Raw genomic sequence first — 20,422 nt, forward strand, 5'->3', positions numbered from 1 at the left:
TCTTCACCCTCTGATTTTCATTTTGTACTCGATTGCCCGCTGATACGCGGCTGAGGCCAGCGACACGAACGGAATCAGCTTCAGCTTCGCCAAAAGCAGAAGGCATGAGCGTTTGGCGTCAAACGGCGCCGTTCCGGTTTTGGAAAGGCTCAGGCGGAACACGGGATCAGCGCATATCCGGCTGATATTCTTCCATTTCTCAGAAAACCGGCCGCCGTTATTCCGCTTCCATTCATTCAGCAGGCAGACTGTTCCGTGCTGAACGATGAAAAAATCCAGCTCCTGCCGGTATTCCTGTAAGCAGCCGTTTTCACGCAAAAAAGCCTCGTTCAGCCGATAGAGAACGAGACCTGAGTCAAACAGCTTTTTCTGATAGCTTTGCACAATGGAAGTCAAGTGAATCCGATAATGATAGAGCGGCTGATCCACGTACGAGACCGCACCTGCGAAAACATGCGCCCTGAGGCTGAAGTACTGATCCTCCACGTGCTCCAGCTCATCACGAAGCGGAAAGCGCAGCTGATGATGCTCGATCATCGTTCTTTTGTACAGCTTGTTCCATGAAAAACCGCTGACTCTTCCTTCAAATAAATCTTTCAGGTACCGTTGTTTCGGGCGGCCCGCGTACGCTGAAGCGATCGTTGAAACGGCGGTTTTCCCCGTATCCGCAAATTCGGCCGCATACTCGCAAATCACGAGATCAGCCTGATCAGCCTTCGCTTTTTCATACATGCTGAGGCAATAATCAGGCTCAACCCAGTCGTCCGCATCAATAAAAGCGATAAATTCGCCGCGCGCCGCCTCAATGCCCTTGTTGCGGACCGCGCCGAGCCCCCGGTTTTGCTGATGAATGACCCTGATTCTCTCATCCCGCTTCTGATAGGTTTCAAGAATCGCCGGGCTTTGATCCGTTGACCCGTCATTAACGGCCACGATTTCGATATTGGCGAGCGACTGATTGAGCAATGAATCTAAGCATCTTTCTAAATAAGTTTCCGTATTATACACAGCAATTAATAAACTGACCGCGGGTGTTTCCATATAAACCTCCAGTGTCCATTACCGGGAAAAAATCGTTCTGTACGGAAGCACAGACGAATCGACCGGCATAAGCAAGTAACTGTAAAGAAAATAACAGACAATAATGGCGATATAAATCAGCGCATTTGATTTTTCATCAAAAATCCTCACAAAATAAGGGATCAAGATCATTTGGTACAGGCCGAAATATATATTAAACCGGGCAAAAATAACATCCTTTGTCGCCAAAAGACCGAAGAGCAGGCCGAGCAGACAGAAATTCACGATGACATCAATGTCAGGCCAGAGCTTCCGCAGCCGCTCCCGATAGCAGAAAGCCAAAAACAGCGGCAGAAGCAGCACCGCGATTTTTACGACGTTCATCCCGTTCGTATTGGTCATCAGCCATTTCTCATAATGGCCGTACGAGCTGTTTTCCAGCACGACGACAAACAGCGAAATGAACTTCTGATACAGAAACGTCATAAGAAGAAACAATGCCGACAGTCCGAAAATCGCGGGCGACCAGGCTCTTTTTCTGACGAGAAAATAAACCGGAATCATAATCAGCGCTGAGGAATGAAAAAGCGAACACAGCAGCACGATTGACATATAACGCTTCCAGCTTCCGCTGATCACGTAGCGGACGGCCCAAAACAAAACGGCCGCCACCATATACTGCCTGATCCCGTTAAAGGAAGCATAATAGTGATACGTGCCCAAAAACAAAAACACACTCAGCTCAAACGGACGGCCGAACTCAACGAGCCCCTTTAAAATAAAGCTGCACGTCACGACCGCCACGGTGAAATACATGATTTGCGGATCTTTCGTGATAAAATTCATGAGCCAGATGAGAGCCGTAAACCCCGGATCAACGGCTGCTTTTTTCGCTCCGAACCCGAAGATCTCCCAAATGCTGCCGTAATTTCCCGCCAGCTTGTACATCAGCGCGTACGTCTGAAAATCCGTCCCGACTCTGTAGCGCAAACCGGAGACCAATACGAGCGATAGCAGCGGAACGATCATGACGAGCTGATTCGGCCGGTATCCGGTCGAAAGCGATTGATCACGCCCGCCGCACATTTTCGCGAACCATGACCAAATATACACAATTCCCATATTGACTACGTATACAATCATTCGTTACTGTTCCTTTTTCCAATTCATATTGTAAAGCTTCATAACAGCCCCCGCATTTTCTCCCGCGTCATATCCCTGCCGTCTGAGGGTTTCTTTAATGCGCGCCCCGTCAGGCTTTGCCGCCTCTGCTGCCCGTAAAACCGCTGTTGCCCATTGTCGGGGCGGTTCTTTAAGGCTGAGCCTTTTGACCAGCCCGAGCCCGGCATCGGCTTCTTCCGTTATGCCGTCTGATATCACGCACGGCACCCCGGAGGCCTGCGCTTCAACGAGCGTGACAGGCAGCCCTTCATAAAGAGACGGCATGACAAATACATCCAGCGTTTTCAGCAGGGCATGAACGCGTTCTTCTATGCCGATAAAACGCACATCATCATCAAGCCCCAGCTTCGCCGCCAGATTTTCCATGTCGGTGCGAAGCGGACCGTCCCCGGCGAGAACCAGCTGTAAACCGATGCCCCGCTCTTTCATATCAGCGGCCAGCCGGAGCAGAAATTCGTGGTTTTTTTCTTCTGTAAAGCGGCCGATATGGCCGATCACCAAACGGCCGTCTGCAATGCCCCGCTTCCTTTTTTCAGCTTCTGTGTCCGCGCACCCGCCGGCAAATAAGTCGAGATCAATGCCGTTCGGCAAAAGATGCACGTCTTTTTCTTTCCCGAATAAGAAACGGCCCGCGTCTTTTCCGCAGGCGCACAGTGCCGTGGCGTTTGCCGTAATCAGCCGTCTGAAAACAAACAGCTGCATCCCGGCAAGCCGCGACGCCCGCCCCCGCCACGACGTACTGTGCGAATGGCAGATCCGCACCGGGACGCCGGCTAAACGAGAGGCAAGCGCGATGAATCCCGACTGAAAATCGGTATGGGCGTGCACGGCGGCAAACGGGCCTTTTTCCTGAATCACCCGCTTGACCTGTTTTACAAATGTAATCGGGTTTGTGCTGCCGATGCTCGGCACATAAAAAAGCCGTCCGCCGAGAGCGAGAATTTCCTCATCATAAGCGCACGGATCGTTCCTATGGGTTAAAAAATCAAACTGCACCTTCGTTCTGTCCATCTTCCGGTACAAATTCATCATCATCGTTTCTGCGCCGCCCCTGTTCATCCCGCTGAAGACGTGCAGCACCCGCATCGGTTTGTCAGTCATGTTCGGCAAGCCCTTCTTTTTGGCGGATGTCCCTGTTTTTATGATAACGGTTCATGACCGCGGGCGGCGTAATGGCGCGGATGAGCGGTTTTGCGATATACGCGTAATGGGAAAGCGGCAGCTTCAGCCGTCTGCACGCCTGAAAAACGAGCACCGCATTATCAATGGAATACGTAAACGATCTCCTTTTAAACGCATCACTGTCTTCTCTTACTTTATACAGCGTTTCTTGGAGATTGTACCCCCGGAAACCCGCTTCAAAAAAGCGCAGCCACAAATCGATATCCTCCATCCGCCGCGTCCGCCTGACTGACCGGTAGCCGCCAAGCGCTTTGTACGCTTCAGCCCGCATCATAATGGTGCCGTGGCAGAATGGTGTGCCTTTCGCCATAATTCCCGGTTTCGGCACGGGCGGCAAAAGCCGGGCGCCCCTTACACCGAATTCGTCAAATACGAGCATGCCCGTGCCTACGACTTGATAGTGGGCGTGCTTGTTTAAGAAAGCGGCCTGTTTTTCCAGTCTCCTCGGGTTGGAGATGTCATCACCGTCCTGCCTGGCGATATAATCCCCCGTTGCGTATGTCAGACAGCGGTTAAGCGAAGCGGCAAGCCGTTGATTTGTCTTATTTTGAATCAGCGTAATCCGGTCGCCGTAATGATCCGCGTAACGGCGCGCAATCTGATACGTTCCGTCAGTTGACGCGTCATCACACATAATCAGTTCCCAATTCTTATAAGATTGGCTCAGGATGGATTCAATACTCTCCGCTAAAGTCTCTTCGCAATTATAAATTCCCATGATGACGGAAATTTTCGGTTGTGCTCCTGCATTCATACGCTTTTCTCCTTTTTATCCATATAACCGGCGTAAATGTGCGCCATTTCCTTTACCGTACGTGTTTCTGAAAAACATTCCGCCGTCCTGCGCCCTTCTTGTCCCATTGCTTTTCGCAGACCCGGGGATCGGTACAGCTTTTCAATCCGATCGGCAAATGCCGCGCTGTCCCCTGCCGGCACGAGAAAACCGTTCACGCCGTCTTCGATGACCTCACGGTGCCCCCTGTTGTCTGCGGCAACGGCGGGCTTTTCGGCAGCCATTCCTTCAAGCAGATTCATGCCGAGCCCTTCGCGGATGCTTGAGGCGACGGACAGATCGGCAAGCTGAATCAGTTCATGAATGTCACGGCAAAATCCGTAAAACCGCACAATGTCAGATACCCCGAGTGATTCAGCCTTTCTTCTGTACGGCTCTTCCATCGCGCCTTCTCCGGCAAATACGAGTTTCAGCTCCGGAATGCGGTTCTTCAGCAGTGCCGCAGCCTCAATGAGAAGTCCCTGGTTTTTATTGCCGTTTAATTCAGCGGGGTATATGAGGATAAATTCCCCGGCACCGAAGCCGTGTTTTTCTCTCAGACGTTCACTCTCTGCCCGGCTCACAGGGTGAAACCTGTCTGTATTCACGCCGATGCCGTGTATTTTCTTCGCGCCGCAAGCTGTTTTTTTCATTTGCTTGGCCCGTTCGTAATCCTCTTCATTAATCGTAATCAAACAATCCGTGTAAGAAGAGAGAAATTTTTCGATCGGGTAATAAAGAAGCCAGTTTTTCAGGGGCGCTCCGTCGCAGAAGTGAAAGCCGTGCGCGGTGTACAGCACCTTCGTCCCTTTTTGGCGCGCTTGTCTCGCCGCAAGGCGTGCAAGCACGCCGCCAACCGGCGTATGACAGTGAATCATGTCGTAGCCGTTGTCCTGAATGAGCCGTTTCAGACGCCTGTAAACAGAAAGATTTTCGGGATGAAACGGCGAGCGCCGGATCGGAATGGAAAACTTTTCATCAACGAACGGAAGATTCATATTGCCGCCTGCCGCGACGTGCACCTCCCAGCCCATATCCTGAAACCATTGAAAATACGGAAGATGAAAGGCTTTAAAATGATAATCGACTGTGGCGCAGAATAATACTTTTTTCGTCATCTTTCTGTCCTCCCATCACACGCCTGCGGCCGCTTCTTCATGTACTGATTCGATCGCCTCAAACAGCCTTTTTCTCAGCTCTTCTTCAGGCAGACGGCTGAATTCCTCCATAAAACGGATGAGCACGGCCCAATTCCCGTCCACCGCTTTCCCGATATGGATTTTCGGAAAAATCTGCTCCGTATGTACTTCATTATGATTCAGCAATTCTTCATACATCTTTTCTCCCGGACGGATGCCGGAGAATTCGATGGGAATCTGTTCTGTCGTATAGCCTGATAAATGAATCAGGTTTTTGGCCAGATCGACGATTTTGACGGGTTCTCCCATATCCAGAACGAAAATCTGCCGCCCTTTTGCAAGCGCCCCCGCCTGAATGACGAGTCTTGACGCTTCGGGAATCGTCATAAAATATCTTGTCATCGCCGGGTGCGTGACGGTGACGGGTCCGCCTTTTTCAATCTGCTTTTTGAAAATCGGAATGACGCTGCCGCGGCTTCCGAGCACATTTCCGAAACGGACGGCGGCGAATTTGGTGCGGCTGATCTTTCCGAGGTTCATGATGACCATTTCCGCAAACCGTTTCGTCGCGCCCATGACATTGGCCGGATTGACCGCTTTGTCAGAAGAAATCAGCACGAATGTTTCCGTTCCGCACATGTCGGCGGCTTCGGCGACATTTTTCGTGCCGATGATGTTGTTTTTAACGGCTTCTTCCGGATTATGTTCCATTAACGGCACATGTTTATGGGCAGCCGCATGATAGACGACGTGCGGCTCGTATTTTTTCATCAAAGTAAAGATTTTATCTCTGTCCTGAATATCGGCGATCTCCGCGTGAAAGAGCACCTCTTTGCCGAAGCGTGCGGACAGCTCGGTATGTACGGAATGAATGCTGTTCTCCCCGTGGCCGAGAAGGACGATTTCCCGCGGAAGAAACGCGCTGATCTGGCGGCAGATCTCAGAACCGATTGAGCCGCCGGCGCCCGTGACCAGAATCGTTTTTCCCTTGATGCTGTCAGAAATTTTGCTCGTATCAAGGGTGACCGGCTTTCTGCCGAGCAGATCTTCGGCTTTTACATCCCTGATGTGTCCGGCAGCCTGCGTTCCGAGCAGGATCTCATCAAATTGCGGCATGATTTTAATATGGGCGCCCGTCTGCACACATTCTTTGTATAACGTCTGAAGCTCATGGGTGCAAAGAGACGGAATGGCGATGATAATATGGTGAATTCTCAGCCTCTGCACCGCCGGCATAATGCTTTCTTTTCCGCCGATGACGGGCAGGCCCATGATTTCGAGCTTATGCTTCGTCTGATCATCATCAATAAAAGCTACAGGCATGATTCCGAGATCGTTTTTCTGGGTAAGCTGACGGACGAGCAGCGTCCCCCCCGCACCTGCGCCGATGATCAGCGCCCTGGAAGAGTCATTTTGCTTCCTGCCGATCGTTTCTTTCAGCACCCGTGAAATCATCCGGCTTCCTCCGATGAACAATAGCTGAACCATCCAGCTGACGGCCAACAGCCGGAACAAAATCGTGTGGAACACCCCGTATTGGACGGCCGCCGTTACGGCTGCTGACAGCGTGATCCCCTTCATCAAGGCAAGCAGCTCGCCTATTCCCGTGTACGTCCATACCTGCTTATACTGGTGAAACATAAAAGCGCATACATGATGGCTGATCAGCATGCTCACGGCAGTCAGCAGCAACGCTCCGGAGTCATAAAAGTGATAAGAATCCTCAAAAAATTGATATCCTATAACAACGGAAAGTAAAACGAGATACGTATCCAATGCAAAAATCATTGAAAGTCTTCTCCGGTAAGTCAATCTTTCCCCTCCTCATTTATCGGTTTAGCTGATACGGTTTTCGTAAAAAAACAGACATAACAGCTAAGCCGATAACAATGCATCATCTTAAGATAAATTGGGCATTTAACCCGTCCTCACACCCCGCCACCGACGACCAGCATCTAAGGCAGCGAAAAACGCCGCCCACAGCAGAGCCGAGTGCCTCCGTTGATAAAGGTAAGGAGACATCACCTGCACCGCTCAATACGAGTAGTGCTCCGTTTTTTTGATTTTCTTTTTATTCAGCAGCGCCCCCAAAAGCTTTGCCTTTGACTGCTGGAGCGCGTCTCTCGCCTTTTGGACGGTATCCATTTTCGTTTTTCCGCTCAAGACGACGAGAACGCTTCCATCTGTCTGGTTCGCTAAAATCTGTCCGTCCGCCACCGCCAAAAGCGGAGGTGAATCGAAAATAACCAGACTGTACCGGCTGTACATCTCCTGAATCAGCTCTCCCATCGCCTTTGAAGATAAAAGCTCAGCCGGATTCGGCGGCGTCGGCCCGCTCGTTATGACGTAAAGGTTATCAATCAGCGTTTTTTGCACCGTTTCGCCGAGGGAAGCGTTTCCGACTAACACATTCGTAAGGCCTTGTACATTTTCAAGCTGATAGGTCTCGTGTATCGTCGGTTTTCGTAAATCCGCATCGACGAGCAGCACCTTTTTTTCCTGCTGCGCAAATACCGCGGCAAGGTTGGCGGCGCTGAATGATTTTCCTTCTCCCGGAACGGAAGAAGTGACGAGAATAGAGCGCAAATGGGTCTGAACAGAGGAGAACTCAATATTTGTCCGAATGGTGCGGTATTGTTCAGCCACCAATGATTTGTGATGTAAAACGGATATTTGAGCCAGTCCCCTTCTTGATTTCTTTTTTCTGAATCCCAAACGCCTCACTCCCCGAAATATTTTTCATCAGACCGTGTCTGCTGATTTTTGATGTCATACACAACCCCTAAAACAGGCAAGTCTGTTTTTTCGCTGAGCTGCCGCTCGCTTTTAACGGTTTCATCAAGAAAATGGAGAAAAAACGCAAGCGTCACACCCGCCATGAGAGCCGCACCGAACGCCATCATGATATTCCGGATGCGCGAAGGCTTGACCATCGGGCTTTCCGATGCTTTTGCCTCAGACAAAACAATGACGCCTTTTATATTCATCCTGTCACGGACTTCTTTTTTAAATGTCTTCATCAGCGTGTTCGCTATAGCGGCGGCCTGTTTCGGGTTCTCGTCCTGCACCGCTACAGTAATGATCTCTGAATCGGTTTCGCTGCTTGTCGTGATCTTTGCTTTTAAAGCGGATGCCGTCTCAGAAAGATGCAGCGTCTGTTTCACTTTCTCAAGCACTACCGGGCTTTTCATTATCGTTTGAAACGTATTGTTGTAATGAAGATTCAGCTGAACGTCGCTGAGATTCGAATTTTTTTCACCGCTTGTTTCATGAATGAGCACTTGGGTCGATGACTGATAAACGGGCGAAATCACCCGGAATTGGATGTATCCCGTCACCAGCGTTACAACTGCTGTCATGATAAAAATCAGTAAAAGTCTGTGTTTAATAATGTCAAATAATTCTTTAAAACTCATATTCTCATTCATGTAATTACAGCCTCATCCTTATTGCATCAGGCTTAAACGCCCCCTTCTGTTAATGATTGGATTATAAAAGAAAAGGTCGAAATTTGAAAATTTCAAATTAAGCCATTTGGTTCTTTTTAGAGAACATTATCATGATTTTCCTCTTATTTACTGCACTTACCTTATAATTTTAAATTTTATAAAGAACGAAAAATTTCTTATAATGAACAAAAAAATGCCAGTATACAGGGGAGAATTCAGCACAATGATTGGAAGAATAATTCGTTTATACCGCAGAAGAAAAGGCTACTCTATTAATCAGCTAGCAGTTGAAGCAGGTGTCTCTAAATCTTATTTAAGCAAGATAGAACGGGGGGTTCACTCAAATCCGTCCATCCAGTTTCTGAAAAAAGTATCCGCCACCCTTCAGGTCGATCTGACGGAGCTTTTTGATGCCGAAACGATGCTGCATCAGATGGGAGACACAGAAGATGAGTGGCGCATCCACCTTGTGCAGGCCGTGCAGTCGGGCATGCCGAAAGAAGAACTGTTCACCTTTACGAACAAACTGACTGAAAAACGGCCGGAGCCCGCACCCTACCGCAACAGAAAACTGACTGAATCCAACATTGAAGAATGGAAAGCGCTGATGCAGGAAGCAAAAGAACTCGGCTTGTCCGTTCAGGAAGTCAGATCATTTTTAGAACGGAAGCGTTACTGAGGATATGCTGATGAAAGGGCTTTTATTCGCTTCATGTCTTCATCTCTGTTTATAATGAAAAGAAAAAAGGGGATGAAATCATGACAAAACTTACCGTTCAAACCCGCTGCGGCGCACTGAAAGGAACTGCCGGCCGCGGTGCCCGCACATGGAAGGGCATACCGTACGCGAAGCCGCCCGTCGGAGAGCTGAGATTTAAAGCGCCGGAGCCGCCCGCACCTTGGGACGGCGTAAAACATGCCGATTCGTTCGGACCGGTTTGTCCGCAGCCGGATGATATGCTGTCCATATCGTTTTCCGGGGATATACCGCCTCAATCTGAAGATTGCCTTTACCTCAACGTTTTCGCCCCCGATTCAGAGGGCGAAAAAAAGCCTGTCATGGTATGGATACACGGCGGGGCATTTTATTTAGGTGCCGGAAGCGAACCGCTTTACGACGGATCTGCCCTTGCCGCTGACGGAGATGTCATTGTAGTGACACTCAATTACAGGCTCGGACCGTTAGGCTTTTTACATTTGTCTTCTATTCATGACGCGTATTCCTCCAATATCGGGCTGCTCGATCAGATCGCCGCGCTGCGCTGGGTGAAGGACAATATCTCCGAATTCGGAGGAGACCCGGATAACGTCACGATATTTGGTGAATCGGCAGGCGGCATGAGCATCGCCTCCCTTATGGCAATGCCTGACGCAAAAGGCCTGTTTCATAAAGCCATTTTAGAAAGCGGCGCCTCTCATACGATCCCGGCGGACATGGCAAAAGACATCGCGGCGGCATTTATTCATGAAGCCGGCACTGATCAATTGCAGGAGCTTTCCGTTAATGACCTGCTTAAGACTGCGGATAAAGTGCGGCGCTCACTAGATCAAAACATTTTCCAGCTTTTGTTTCAGCCCGCCATCGATCCGGCCACATTGCCTGCGGAACCGGTGAAAGCCATAGCAGACGGGGCCGCAGAAGGCATACCTATGATCATCGGAACCAATCGTGATGAAGCATATTTGTTTTTCACCCCTGATACAGATATTCATTCCGAGAAAAAGCAGCAAGATTATTTGCATTATCACCTCGGAGAAAACTGCACCGAGCAAGCGGCAGATTTATATCCGCATTCATTAAAGGGACAAATCGATATGATGACGGATCTGATTTTCTGGTGGCCGGCTGTCGCTTTCGCACAAGGACAGTCCCAGCATGCACCGGTCTGGATGTACCGCTTTGATTGGCATGGCGAAACACCGCCGTTTCATAAAGCCGTTCACGCTCTGGAATTGCCGTTTGTGTTCGGAAACTTTGATTCTTTGAGAAAGACGCTGCAAGAACCGCTCGGTGACGACGCAGAACAGCTTTCCAAACAAATCCAATCCGCATGGCTCGCTTTTGCAAAAACCGGAAACCCGAACACCTCTCACTTCAATTGGCCTGAATATGAAACCGATTCACGCGAAACTTTGCTTTTCAACACGGATACCGCTGTCGAAAGTGATCCCGATGCAGCAAAACGCCGCATCCTGTTTCAAGCATAAAAAACGCCAAGGGAGCCGGCTCCCTTGGCGTTTCGTTTTCATCTTACTTCAGACATCGCAGAATATCCGTTTCCACATTACCCCTGATATGTTATATTCTAACCCAATAAGTTAAACAAACATTCATAAAGGAGTTTTTATATGGAGAAATCAAGTATTATCGGCACAGCTGCCGTTATAATTGGGGCGCTTATGACCTTAGTTTCATTTATCTTCCTGCGCGACACTGATTTCTATGCTGTGAGGTGGATAGGGGTTGTTATCATGGTTGCAGGGTTTTCATGCGGGCCGGCCCACACCATTTCAAAACATAAAAACAAACATGAAAAAGAAACCCGGTAACCTTTACTGGGTTTCTTTCATACACTTCATTTCATCTCACTTCATAATGCAACTCCGCAAATTGCTTATAGCGCCTGACATCAGTCAGCTTCAGCCCTGTCTCCCGGTCTCCGGGTTTGAACAAAGAAATTCCGCGGCCGAGCAGAACGGGGGCGATCTGAATGATAAACTCATCGACAAGTTTTTCCTCCAAAACCGGGTGCAGCAGATCACTCCCGCCGACAATCCAAATCCGCTTGCCTTCTTGGCGTTTCAATGCTTTTATAAAATCGGCAGGCTCTTCCTGAATAAACCGCACATGTTCAGTGCACCCGGTCAATGTCCGCGAAAACACATAGCATTCTTTACCTTTGTACGGAAATTCCTCAGGCAATAAAACCAATATGTCCTCGTATGTTTTTCTGCCCATGATGATCGTATCGACAGATTCATAGAAAGCTTCATAATCGGTGCCGTCTTCACCTTCAGTTCCGATTAACCAATCTAAAGAGTGATTTTCCCGCGCAAGATAGCCATCTGCGCTGACAGCTCCGTAAAAAACGAGCTTTCTTTGACCGCTCATAAAAATCCCTCCCCCTTTTTTATTATACCTTGAACATGCGGATGAAATGAAAAATGATAGAACCGGATAAAAACCCCTGCTACCGGGTTTTCGTTTCTTCCTGCTTTGGAGATGCTGTTAATATGCCGTCTATCCATCTTCCGGTAATCGGCATAAAGAAATGAAGGATGATCCCGCCTAAACAAACGGTTAATAACGTTCCGATGCCTACCGGACCTTTTAGCATCACGGCCAGTATGAAAAATATGAAGTAAATGACCGTTCTTGAAAAAAAGATGCTTCTCCCGGTTAAATCGCGGACAATTAGCGTTAACCGATCAACCGGGATCGGGGCGAAATTTGTGTGCAGATAGGTTGCGGTTCCTATCCCTATCACAACTAAACCGATTGCAAAACAGCCCGCTTTTCCGTACCATAGTTCAGGCGTTATGACTCGATGCAGAAAAAAAAGCCACATATCAATCCCGATTCCCGTTATAAACGCCGTAATCATCCCTGAAAATTCCGGCCTTTGCCTTTTTAACATTGAATTACAGCAAATTAACAGGAAAGCGATGATGATTTCCCAGCTTCCCACGGTAAGCCCTGCATGGACGGACAATCCCACAATAAGCGCATCAAAAGGCGACGTTCCAAGATCTGATTGAATCGTGACAGAAATACCAAAGGTCAAGATCATGATTCCTAAAACATAAAAAACATATTTCACTTTATCGTCCTCATTTTCTTATTTTATGTTGCAAATACAACAAAATTACGGTATGTTTACTATACGGTATTTTCATTGCAAATACAACAAAAAATCAGCTGATATGATAAATGAAGAAAGGAGCTGTATGACCATGAGTATTCAATTAAAAAAGTGCAGCCTTAACGATATTACAGAGCTCCGGGAGATAAGCATTGAAACATTCAATGATACATTTAAGGATCAAAATTCACCTGAAAATATGAAAGCTTATTTGGAAAATGCATTCCGCTCTGAACAGCTGAAAAAGGAATTATCCAATCTGTCTTCTCAATTCTATTTTGTTTATTATCATGATGACCTTGCGGGGTATATAAAAGTCAACATGAACGAAGCACAGTCAGAAAAAATGGGGGAAGATTCTCTTGAGATTGAGAGAATTTATATAAGAAAAAACCATCAGAAACACGGGCTTGGCAAATATCTGCTGAATGAAGCTGTGAAAATCGCAACAGCACACAATAAAAAGAACATCTGGCTGGGCGTATGGGAAAAAAACGAAAATGCAATCGCCTTTTATCAAAAAATGGGGTTTGTCCAAACCGGAGAACACTCTTTTTATATGGGGGATGATAAACAAGTCGACTTTATCATGACCAAAACCCTGTCGTAAAAGGATACAAAAAAACCCGGACAAGCGGGACTGACCCCTGTTTTTGAGACAGGGATCAAAACACCTTCATACAGCCAATTGCCGATATTGTATCGGCGATTGGCTGTTTAGTTTCGTTTGAATACGAATATTGTTATAATAATGAATGTATTCTATGGCAGTGCGTTCTACGATGGTCGTCGTAGTTCGATCAATGCTGTTAAGATAGAACGTTTCAGACTTTAGTGAGGAATGAAACGATTCGATGGAGGCATTATCAGCGGGCGTCCCTTTGCGGGACATGCTCATGGTAATGCCTTTTGTTTTAACAGCTTTCTGATACTCATAAGATGTATAAACAGAACCTTGGTCACTATGTAACACGCAGTTCTCTGGCAGTGCGGGCAGCTGATCAAGTGTGTGTAAGACAAAGTCTGTGTCCTGTCTATCGCCAATTGTAAAAGCAATCACTTCTCCATTGTATAAATCCAATATACTGGAAAGATACAATTGTTTCTGCCCATAAGGCAAATATGTGATATCCGTTACTAGCTTTTCCAGAGGGCGTTCAGACTGAAAGTTTCGATCCAATATATTCTCGGCCACGGCATATGGCTGCCCATCTTTCTTGCGCTTTTTCACCTTAACCCGGCATTGCCACTGATTCTTCTGCATAATGCGCTGAACCGTTTTATGATTCACACGCATTCCCTTTTTTAATATGGCTGTGATTTTCCGATAGCCATATCGAAACTTGTGTTCTCGGCACAACGTGCCGATTTGTTTTTCTAAATGGTATTTAGGGTTATCTTTCATCAGATTCTTCTTCCAACGATAATAAGATGCTCGTGAGATACCTAAATGAATACAGATATCCTGTATGGTCATTGTGCCGCGCAATGCTTCTACAAGCTCGACTGGCGTTTCGCTATCAGCTTCCTTTCCAATTCGTTGCACTTTTTTAAAACTTCATTCTGTTGTCTCAGATAACGATTTTCTGCCTGCAGTTTCTCTAATTCGGAAGAATACTCCGGGCCTTTTCCGTAAGTGTATTGCTTTCCGACAGGCTGTTCGAATCGATGTGTATCCCCAGTCTTATGCCATCTAACCCATGTCTGAACCTGTGTCTTATTCTTAATATTCAATTCCTGCATGATCTCTTTCATAGGCACGCCTGCCAATCTCATTTCTACAGCCTTCTGTTTCACTTCAACCGGATAACTCACTCTTGTCCCCATAGAAAAAACACCTCCAAGTCTAATTTCGGCTAACAATCATCCGTTTTCAAACTTGAAGGTGTTTTTTGTTTGTCTCATCTTATGGGGTCAGTCCCAAGCTGCCGGGTTTTTTCTCTTATTTTAATTTTCCCGCGCGAATATCATCGGTCATTCCTTCGTACGGCGCTTCTGAAATCAATGTTTCGTTATTGATTCCCGCATTGTTGAGATACGTAATATCCGCAAACTCGGGAACGACATATTTCGGGTATGTTTCATATTTCTCACGTGACTCTTTCATCACGTCAATGTAATCATTTTGGTAGCACACCGTGATTTCCGGATGCTCATGCACCCATTTCGGGAAGAAAATAATTCCGTGCATCCGTTTTTCATTCGGCATAAAGTTTAAGGAAACGTCTGTGCCTGTCGGTTCAGTCCATGACACTTTGTATACGCCTTCTGTCAGCTTGACGATATTCACTTCCTGGTCGCGCACCCAGCGGCCGCCTACCATTCCGCTATGAATCCGATAGTCGATCGTATGATCATTTTTAATATAGATTTCATACTCCCAGCCGTTTTCATACGTGTAAATCATATGGCTTCCGATAAAGTTTTCCATGTTGACTCACTCTCCATCTTATTATTGAACTTCATAAACATCTAACCGAATGTCATCCGGCAATCGGACCGCAGCCCCGATAAACAGCCGGTCCTGCAGATGCTGATATGCCTCGCTGCTTGTTTCAAACATAGGCACAGTGCGGAAATACACGTGCTCGGGATCAATGATGCGCCCCTCTGCAGCCTGTTGGCGGAACGGTTCACTGACTTGGCGGATGCCGTTGTTCTCTACATAGATGACTTCATGCTCCTCCGTCTCCAGCGCATATCTGGCAGAAAGATCGACCCGGCCGTTCGGACGGATGATCTGGGCATCTGCCCCGCCCGGAAGCACACGTCCCTTTACGGCGCCGCTGACCGTTCCGCCCCGTATCGGAATCAACTGCCTTTTCCCTAATCCAGTCTGCCCCGCAACGATCGGTTCATCCACTTCAATCTGCAGAGACATCACTTTTTTTAAAGAAGGTTCCTTCAAGACGTATCACCTCCCGAGTCACTATGTTTATTTAAACATGTAACTATTTACACGTTTAATTGTAACGCTGTTAAAATGGACTGTCAAATGATGAACTGTTTCTGATTATGTTTTCCAATGTTCAATAAAAAAAGACAAGGGCGGCAAATGCCGACCCCTTGTCTTTTTCGTTTAGTGTATGCTCATACCAGACGAGCGTCTTTATTAATAATCGCAATCTTTATTTCTGCATTCTTTCTTTCTTACAGCGTCTATTGAGTGCCCCATGATCTTGTCATTTGCCTTATCGTAAGTACCATCGAATTTATTCGATGTATCACCGTTGTAATAGCCAAATACCTCTATCCCGCCCATTGGATCTATTTCGTATTTATCTTTAAATGTAACGTTATGTATGCCTTCATAATTCACTTTGGTAAATTTCTCCATTCGTTCTTGAGCAATCTTTATCTCTTCAGCCTGAACATTTTTATCATTCATACTCTTCATTATAAAACCTACGGCTGCTATAAAAATAACTATCAAGATAATAATGTATTTTTTCACAGAATCATCCGTCTCATGAGTTATGATGAAGCTCGCGGACTGGAACAAATGGTCGGTGACATCCGGTGCATTTAGGCGTCTTAAGATTTTTCTTCCGCATCCACAGAGGAGCTCCCTATTTTGTCTCCTACAGGATCATATAAGCCGTCAAATTCTTTAGTTTTATCGCCGTTTAGATACCCCTCAACTGTAATTCCGCCGGTTGGATCAATAAAATAATCATCATAAGAAATTTTCTCTACACCCTTGTACTCACTACGCAAGTACTCGGTCATTTTACTTTTGGCTTTTTCGAAAAGAGCATTTTCTTCCTTTTTCACATCATATTGATGCTTCATAACCAACCCTCCAACGGTTATAATTAACACTAGAACAATAGTAAGGTATTTTTTCAAAAAAAATCATCCCTTTCCCTACCCTATTTTACATGACAAGAAAGGTGCCGTATATCTTGAGCAAGAAAATCAGGACTTCAAACCTGACAGATGAAACATATTACAGGATGAGTCAACGTGCTTATAACTATGACTATCTTAAAAGGAAATTAGAGAAGAACGATTATATACGTATTAATTCCTCCATTTCAAAACCTACTTACTGGTACGTCGATCAAATAAAATCAGACGATAATACAGGACTTGATGCGGTTGTATTAGTACAAGCAGTGAAGAATAACGGAAAATGGATAAAATCAAAAAACCCCGAAAACGTGGTCGTCGCCTTTGCGGGAACCGATATCGCAAAAGACCCGATCAATGACGGCGGGAATATTTTTTTCGGAAATGATCCGAAAAAAGAAGTGTATTATTTTGTAAAAGAAGATGCGGAGGATACATCGAACGATCGGAACCTACAATAGGATTTGGTTCATCATAAATGTTTGATAGCTTAATATTGCAGTGCTTCTTTGACTTCCCCTCATGGATTAAGTAAACACAACTACTGAAAACTTGATATGAATATACTTTCAGCATGTCAAAAGCAAAGCTAACCAATTCAGAATTCATCGCGATTGTTGCTGACAAGTTAAGATTGGAACTTAAAGCGAGTGAAATGCTGATCTGACGTTTTTCCTATCGTTGAGTTGTCATGATATTTGTACCGTTAATATCGGAGATACCTCGACAAATGAGACGGTAGAGGCGATTGGTCTCAGGAATAGGTTTGAACTGTATGAGAAACATATCACGAATTTTGTAAGATAATTAAACAAAATAAATACCCACTCATCCCTGATGTGGGTATTTTACCTTTCTTCGGCATTGACCACTGAAATACCTATCTCCTTGTTCGTTGGATCATATATACCGGAAAATTCTTTTTCTTTATTATTATTTATGTAGCCTGAAACTTCAACTCCGCCTGTCGGATCGATATTGTAGTCTTTTGAAAAATGAACTTCCTTTACATTTTTATAGTCTTTTTTTAAGTAATTCTTCATGTGCTCTTGCGCCTCAATCACAAGTTTTTCTTCGTTTTTATGTTTATCATATTGACGCTTCACGAAAAACCCTCCCACTGCTATAATTATAACAATTAGGATAATAATGTATTTTCTCATGCGTATCATCCTTTCGGAACTATTTTACAATATAAGAAAAGTGATGTATATATGCCAAAAGGAAAAGAAATAACCGTCTCTAATGTCACAGATAAAGAATATTACCGTTTGAGTCAAGCAGCTTACCATTATAAAATGTTAGCCCTGCATATGAAATATAAAACTCCTTATAAAATAAGTAAGACGTCATATTGGTACGTTGAGAAAGTGAAGCAGGATTCTGATACGGGTCTTGATGCCTTTGTATTCTCAAAAGGCATCAAGTCCAAAAACGGTAAATGGATAAAATCAAAAAACCCCGAAAACGTGGTCGTCGCCTTTGCGGGAACTGATATCGCAAAAGACCCGATCAATGACGGCGTAAAAGCGGACGGCGGGAACATTGTTTTTGGAAGCGACCCCAAAAAAGAAGCTCATTATATCGTTGAAAAGGACGCGAAGGATACGTCTAAAACACTCGGAAAATATAACGGCACACCTTCTCAAGACGCCATGCTCACAACCGGAAAGTATAAGCTGATGACGAAAACATCGCAAATTGATCAAGCCGATCAGCTGGTACGCAGCGTAAAGAAAAAGTATGCCGGAACGTCAACGATTATTTCAACAACCGGCCATTCACTCGGCGGCGCTGAGGCCGAATACAGCGCGGTGAATAATGATGTGTATGCCGTCGCGTTTAACAGTCCTTCCGTCGTGAAGCTGCACGATGAAGAAACACAGAAAGAGATCAACAGCGGCATATATGATCCTTACATCCGGTCAATTATCAATCCGGACGACATGGTCGGGGCAGGTTATTGGAACGAATATGACCGCCACAACGGGACAACGATTTACACGAAAAACCCCTCTCTCTCACAGTTCAGCCGAAAGCAGCGGCTTGATGGGAAATTGAGCGAGCAGATCGGAAAAAATCTCGCTTATTTCTTCACTACCGTCATTCTGAGAAATCCGGATACACACGGCTTAAACGAAGCAAATTTCGTGTTCGACAGAAACGGAAATATCGCAAATCCGAACGGAGATGAATTAGTCTTTGATAAAAACCTCGGCGCTCTTCTGCCGGCCGGTGCAATCGGAAGCGCAGATACAATAAAAGTAACGCCGACAAACGCAAAGAAGCTGGCTGAAAAGGTGCAGGCAATGACTGAGGATTTGCGGACGATGAAAAAAGAAGCGCAAAACGCCTATCAGGAGCACGATGAAAAAATTGCCGAACTGAAAACAGAATTCTACGGTCAAGTCGGACACGGCTTGTATGATCAGCTTCAAGCACAGGACGTGACCAATACCATTGAAGATATTGCGCTATCTTACGATAAAGGCCCGATTTTTTATGACACTCAGGCTGAGCAGGCGTTTATTGATTCTTTGCAGGCAGCGATCACAGACCTTGAAGAGATCGGCGGATTCTTACATAAAATAGCAGACGAATTTCAGGAAAAAGACCAGATGCTCGCAAACTGGTTAAGATGATAGAGGTGGATACATAATGCCGACATTAGACGAACTTTTAGAACACAAGGACGATCCAATGAAGAAAATGCTGCAGCGGCAGATGCTGAAAACAGGGATGACGCAGGCAGCGGGGACAAAACTGGAAACAGTGCGCCGAACGCTGAAACCGACATTCGAAATGAATACGTTGATTATATGAAGTGTATTCAGCACTATTGAACAGCTTTGAAGGCAAGGCGCAAAAAGCTCTCGCGCAGCGGATCAGTGAAAGTGCGCGGCTGATTGCCGGCACCGAACATAACAGAGACACATTCGTTAACAGTTTCAAAACAAGATAAAATAAAAAAACCTCGCAGATTTAACATCTGCGAGGTTTTTCCTATCGTCTTAACTGAGACGCGCTCGGAGGGATTCGAACCCCCGACAGACGTGGTACCGGAAACCTATAACGATATTTCATCCGTTCGAGCATCCGTAACCTTTACGGACACTTAATGCGATTAACGGTCCCGAATTTAAGGACGCGGATACCGCATGTACTTGTCCGTATTATATACCGAGTATTCTCCGCACGTCAACACGCTGATAAATAAAAAAAAACGCCCCATCCGATTAAGGACAGGGCTGTTTATTATTTCGAAATTCCCTCGCGCGCTTTCATCAGGCGGAGGTCGTTTTGTATTTCTCGAATGTAACTAGAATCGGATTCCTTGTGGTGTAAAATACGAGCCAGCCCGATGAGCACGCTGCCGAAGAAAGCCGCCCCTAAAAAGGAGGCCGTAGCGTAAATCCATCGTAGCGGGTGCGGTTCGGCATACGTATAGCCTTCCGATAAGCCCGGTGTATATGTTTTCAAGCCGAATCCAAGATACAAAAACGCGATAATACCTACTGCAAGTATAGCAAATCCAACGTATTGAATAAATTTAACCAAATTCCACGCCTCCCCTATTCGTAGTTAAATTATACTATCCGACCATCTTTTTCCGCAATACCTGTTCGTTATGTAAACGGACACCCACGTATTCATACGCAAGCGCCCGCAAAAAGTTCCGTTATTTTATTTCGTAGTTCCCTCTCGTTTTGTTCCGATTTCGAAAAGACCCGTCGCCGCCAGACCCGCAAAGCCGCCGGCCCACAAACGCAGCACCAAGTCGAGGTCAGTAAACGGATAGGCAATCGCGCCCAATCCGATGCCGATGACGAAACTGAGAGCCGGCACAATATTCGTCGGCAGCTTAACCGTTTTCTTAACGAGCTGAACGAGCGCCGTTAAGATAGGCGCGAGGATAGTCGCGAAAATTAATACTTCTTCCATAATTATCGTCTCCCTTTTCGT

Annotated in this window: 23 protein-coding genes and 3 pseudogenes; 8 read left to right on the forward strand and 18 right to left on the reverse strand. The window is 46.1% G+C overall.

The window, feature by feature from the left end; all coding sequences use genetic code 11:
* Positions 1 to 3: 3 nt before the first annotated feature.
* From NYE50_RS18250 to NYE50_RS18285, 8 genes are all read right to left on the reverse strand, one after another.
* Positions 4 to 1,041: a glycosyltransferase family 2 protein gene (locus NYE50_RS18250; RefSeq protein ID WP_053285131.1), complete on the reverse strand. Its 1,038-nt coding sequence runs from the start codon at positions 1,039 to 1,041 to the stop codon at positions 4 to 6.
* Positions 1,042 to 1,059: 18 nt separating this feature from the next.
* Entirely contained in the window at positions 1,060 to 2,163 is a 1,104-nt protein-coding gene (locus NYE50_RS18255; RefSeq protein WP_007613926.1) for an EpsG family protein, read from the reverse strand.
* Between the two features lie 3 nt (positions 2,164 to 2,166).
* Positions 2,167 to 3,303 (reverse strand): glycosyltransferase family 1 protein, encoded by a 1,137-nt coding sequence (locus NYE50_RS18260; RefSeq protein ID WP_159354614.1) that lies wholly within the window; start codon positions 3,301 to 3,303, stop codon positions 2,167 to 2,169.
* Entirely contained in the window at positions 3,296 to 4,138 is an 843-nt protein-coding gene (locus tag NYE50_RS18265) for a glycosyltransferase family 2 protein (RefSeq protein WP_012118512.1), read from the reverse strand. The genes NYE50_RS18260 and NYE50_RS18265 overlap by 8 nt, the downstream gene beginning before the upstream one ends.
* A complete protein-coding gene (locus NYE50_RS18270; protein WP_159354615.1) occupies positions 4,135 to 5,274 on the reverse strand; it encodes a glycosyltransferase family 4 protein in 1,140 nt (379 codons plus the stop codon). The genes NYE50_RS18265 and NYE50_RS18270 overlap by 4 nt, the downstream gene beginning before the upstream one ends.
* 15 nt (positions 5,275 to 5,289) lie before the next feature.
* Positions 5,290 to 7,107, reverse strand: coding sequence for a polysaccharide biosynthesis protein (locus NYE50_RS18275; protein WP_185156493.1), 1,818 nt, complete (start codon positions 7,105 to 7,107; stop codon positions 5,290 to 5,292).
* 222 nt (positions 7,108 to 7,329) lie between these two features.
* Complete coding sequence (locus NYE50_RS18280; protein WP_029973548.1) at positions 7,330 to 8,010, reverse strand: CpsD/CapB family tyrosine-protein kinase; 681 nt, start codon at positions 8,008 to 8,010, stop codon at positions 7,330 to 7,332.
* 5 nt (positions 8,011 to 8,015) lie between these two features.
* On the reverse strand, positions 8,016 to 8,723 hold the full coding sequence (locus tag NYE50_RS18285; RefSeq protein WP_022553826.1) for a YveK family protein: 708 nt from the start codon (positions 8,721 to 8,723) through the stop codon (positions 8,016 to 8,018).
* A gap of 244 nt (positions 8,724 to 8,967) precedes the next feature.
* On the opposite strand from NYE50_RS18285, the gene slrR reads away from it, so the two are divergent.
* The 3 genes from slrR (at position 8,968) to NYE50_RS18300 (ending at position 11,294) form a co-directional block, all read left to right on the forward strand.
* The gene (slrR, locus tag NYE50_RS18290) at positions 8,968 to 9,423 is read left to right on the forward strand and encodes an HTH-type transcriptional regulator SlrR (protein ID WP_017418863.1); all 456 of its coding nucleotides are present in this window, start codon (positions 8,968 to 8,970) and stop codon (positions 9,421 to 9,423) included.
* An 80-nt stretch (positions 9,424 to 9,503) separates the two neighbouring features.
* Complete coding sequence (locus tag NYE50_RS18295) at positions 9,504 to 10,952, forward strand: carboxylesterase/lipase family protein (RefSeq protein WP_172869887.1); 1,449 nt, start codon at positions 9,504 to 9,506, stop codon at positions 10,950 to 10,952.
* A 141-nt stretch (positions 10,953 to 11,093) separates the two neighbouring features.
* A complete protein-coding gene (locus NYE50_RS18300) occupies positions 11,094 to 11,294 on the forward strand; it encodes a hypothetical protein (protein WP_014418938.1) in 201 nt (66 codons plus the stop codon).
* Between the two features lie 31 nt (positions 11,295 to 11,325).
* Here the strand turns inward: NYE50_RS18300 and NYE50_RS18305 are convergent, their stop codons facing one another.
* On the reverse strand, positions 11,326 to 11,856 hold the full coding sequence (locus tag NYE50_RS18305) for a dihydrofolate reductase family protein (protein ID WP_159354617.1): 531 nt from the start codon (positions 11,854 to 11,856) through the stop codon (positions 11,326 to 11,328).
* A gap of 79 nt (positions 11,857 to 11,935) precedes the next feature.
* Entirely contained in the window at positions 11,936 to 12,565 is a 630-nt protein-coding gene (locus NYE50_RS18310) for a YczE/YyaS/YitT family protein (protein WP_014305880.1), read from the reverse strand.
* 133 nt (positions 12,566 to 12,698) lie between these two features.
* Here NYE50_RS18310 and NYE50_RS18315 point away from each other — a divergent pair, with 133 nt between their 5' ends.
* Positions 12,699 to 13,217, forward strand: a complete 519-nt coding sequence (locus NYE50_RS18315) for a GNAT family N-acetyltransferase (RefSeq protein ID WP_021495236.1) — start codon at positions 12,699 to 12,701, stop codon at positions 13,215 to 13,217.
* Between the two features lie 66 nt (positions 13,218 to 13,283).
* Here NYE50_RS18315 and NYE50_RS18320 read toward each other — a convergent pair.
* From NYE50_RS18320 to NYE50_RS18340, 5 genes are all read right to left on the reverse strand, one after another.
* Positions 13,284 to 14,434, reverse strand: a protein-coding gene (locus NYE50_RS18320; protein ID WP_099721935.1) for an IS3 family transposase whose coding sequence is annotated in 2 segments (ribosomal slippage) — positions 13,284 to 14,161 and positions 14,161 to 14,434 — 1,152 coding nt in all. Because the reading frame shifts where the segments join, the coding sequence is not laid out codon by codon here.
* A 115-nt stretch (positions 14,435 to 14,549) separates the two neighbouring features.
* Positions 14,550 to 15,038: a phenolic acid decarboxylase gene (locus NYE50_RS18325; RefSeq protein ID WP_014305882.1), complete on the reverse strand. Its 489-nt coding sequence runs from the start codon at positions 15,036 to 15,038 to the stop codon at positions 14,550 to 14,552.
* Between the two features lie 21 nt (positions 15,039 to 15,059).
* Positions 15,060 to 15,515, reverse strand: coding sequence for a DUF3237 domain-containing protein (locus NYE50_RS18330; protein WP_159354619.1), 456 nt, complete (start codon positions 15,513 to 15,515; stop codon positions 15,060 to 15,062).
* A gap of 204 nt (positions 15,516 to 15,719) precedes the next feature.
* Positions 15,720 to 16,004 (reverse strand): DUF1433 domain-containing protein, encoded by a 285-nt coding sequence (locus tag NYE50_RS18335; RefSeq protein ID WP_159354723.1) that lies wholly within the window; start codon positions 16,002 to 16,004, stop codon positions 15,720 to 15,722.
* 137 nt (positions 16,005 to 16,141) lie between these two features.
* Positions 16,142 to 16,456, reverse strand: coding sequence for a DUF1433 domain-containing protein (locus tag NYE50_RS18340; RefSeq protein WP_159354620.1), 315 nt, complete (start codon positions 16,454 to 16,456; stop codon positions 16,142 to 16,144).
* A 56-nt stretch (positions 16,457 to 16,512) separates the two neighbouring features.
* Between NYE50_RS18340 and NYE50_RS18345 the strand changes: the two are divergent.
* Both NYE50_RS18345 and NYE50_RS18350 read left to right on the forward strand, forming a co-directional pair.
* Positions 16,513 to 16,918: pseudogene (locus NYE50_RS18345) on the forward strand (lipase); the annotation flags it as partial.
* 97 nt (positions 16,919 to 17,015) lie between these two features.
* Positions 17,016 to 17,126 (forward strand): annotated as a pseudogene (locus tag NYE50_RS18350) (sporulation transcription factor Spo0A); the annotation flags it as partial.
* A 181-nt stretch (positions 17,127 to 17,307) separates the two neighbouring features.
* On the opposite strand, the gene NYE50_RS18355 reads toward NYE50_RS18350, so the two are convergent.
* Positions 17,308 to 17,622 (reverse strand): DUF1433 domain-containing protein, encoded by a 315-nt coding sequence (locus NYE50_RS18355; protein ID WP_014418946.1) that lies wholly within the window; start codon positions 17,620 to 17,622, stop codon positions 17,308 to 17,310.
* A 51-nt stretch (positions 17,623 to 17,673) separates the two neighbouring features.
* Here NYE50_RS18355 and NYE50_RS18360 point away from each other — a divergent pair, with 51 nt between their 5' ends.
* Positions 17,674 to 19,101, forward strand: coding sequence for a lipase (locus tag NYE50_RS18360; RefSeq protein WP_060674024.1), 1,428 nt, complete (start codon positions 17,674 to 17,676; stop codon positions 19,099 to 19,101).
* 16 nt (positions 19,102 to 19,117) lie between these two features.
* A pseudogene (locus NYE50_RS18365) lies at positions 19,118 to 19,421 on the forward strand (hypothetical protein).
* Positions 19,422 to 19,714: 293 nt separating this feature from the next.
* On the opposite strand, the gene NYE50_RS18370 reads toward NYE50_RS18365, so the two are convergent.
* Both NYE50_RS18370 and NYE50_RS18375 read right to left on the reverse strand, forming a co-directional pair.
* Positions 19,715 to 20,017 (reverse strand): hypothetical protein, encoded by a 303-nt coding sequence (locus NYE50_RS18370; RefSeq protein ID WP_039063545.1) that lies wholly within the window; start codon positions 20,015 to 20,017, stop codon positions 19,715 to 19,717.
* Between the two features lie 126 nt (positions 20,018 to 20,143).
* Positions 20,144 to 20,401, reverse strand: coding sequence for a holin (locus NYE50_RS18375; RefSeq protein WP_013351583.1), 258 nt, complete (start codon positions 20,399 to 20,401; stop codon positions 20,144 to 20,146).
* Positions 20,402 to 20,422: the final 21 nt, after the last annotated feature.

Origin of the sequence: Bacillus sp. EU55 (assembly GCF_038005925.1) — a bacterium.
GTDB lineage: Bacteria > Bacillota > Bacilli > Bacillales > Bacillaceae > Bacillus > Bacillus velezensis.

What these genes read in the sequence shown, in the direction of transcription:
- NYE50_RS18250 (WP_053285131.1), bottom strand. Translation starts at nt 1,041, where the DNA reads ATGGAAACACCCGCGGTCAGTTTATTAATTGCTGTGTATAATACGGAA.
- NYE50_RS18255 (WP_007613926.1), bottom strand. Translation starts at nt 2,163, where the DNA reads ATGATTGTATACGTAGTCAATATGGGAATTGTGTATATTTGGTCATGG.
- NYE50_RS18260 (WP_159354614.1), bottom strand. Translation starts at nt 3,303, where the DNA reads ATGACTGACAAACCGATGCGGGTGCTGCACGTCTTCAGCGGGATGAAC.
- NYE50_RS18265 (WP_012118512.1), bottom strand. Translation starts at nt 4,138, where the DNA reads ATGAATGCAGGAGCACAACCGAAAATTTCCGTCATCATGGGAATTTAT.
- NYE50_RS18270 (WP_159354615.1), bottom strand. Translation starts at nt 5,274, where the DNA reads ATGACGAAAAAAGTATTATTCTGCGCCACAGTCGATTATCATTTTAAA.
- NYE50_RS18285 (WP_022553826.1), bottom strand. Translation starts at nt 8,723, where the DNA reads ATGAATGAGAATATGAGTTTTAAAGAATTATTTGACATTATTAAACAC.
- slrR (WP_017418863.1), top strand. Translation starts at nt 8,968, where the DNA reads ATGATTGGAAGAATAATTCGTTTATACCGCAGAAGAAAAGGCTACTCT.
- NYE50_RS18295 (WP_172869887.1), top strand. Translation starts at nt 9,504, where the DNA reads ATGACAAAACTTACCGTTCAAACCCGCTGCGGCGCACTGAAAGGAACT.
- NYE50_RS18300 (WP_014418938.1), top strand. Translation starts at nt 11,094, where the DNA reads ATGGAGAAATCAAGTATTATCGGCACAGCTGCCGTTATAATTGGGGCG.
- NYE50_RS18305 (WP_159354617.1), bottom strand. Translation starts at nt 11,856, where the DNA reads ATGAGCGGTCAAAGAAAGCTCGTTTTTTACGGAGCTGTCAGCGCAGAT.
- NYE50_RS18315 (WP_021495236.1), top strand. Translation starts at nt 12,699, where the DNA reads ATGAGTATTCAATTAAAAAAGTGCAGCCTTAACGATATTACAGAGCTC.
- NYE50_RS18325 (WP_014305882.1), bottom strand. Translation starts at nt 15,038, where the DNA reads ATGGAAAACTTTATCGGAAGCCATATGATTTACACGTATGAAAACGGC.
- NYE50_RS18335 (WP_159354723.1), bottom strand. Translation starts at nt 16,004, where the DNA reads ATGAAGAGTATGAATGATAAAAATGTTCAGGCTGAAGAGATAAAGATT.
- NYE50_RS18355 (WP_014418946.1), bottom strand. Translation starts at nt 17,622, where the DNA reads ATGAGAAAATACATTATTATCCTAATTGTTATAATTATAGCAGTGGGA.
- NYE50_RS18360 (WP_060674024.1), top strand. Translation starts at nt 17,674, where the DNA reads ATGCCAAAAGGAAAAGAAATAACCGTCTCTAATGTCACAGATAAAGAA.
- NYE50_RS18375 (WP_013351583.1), bottom strand. Translation starts at nt 20,401, where the DNA reads ATGGAAGAAGTATTAATTTTCGCGACTATCCTCGCGCCTATCTTAACG.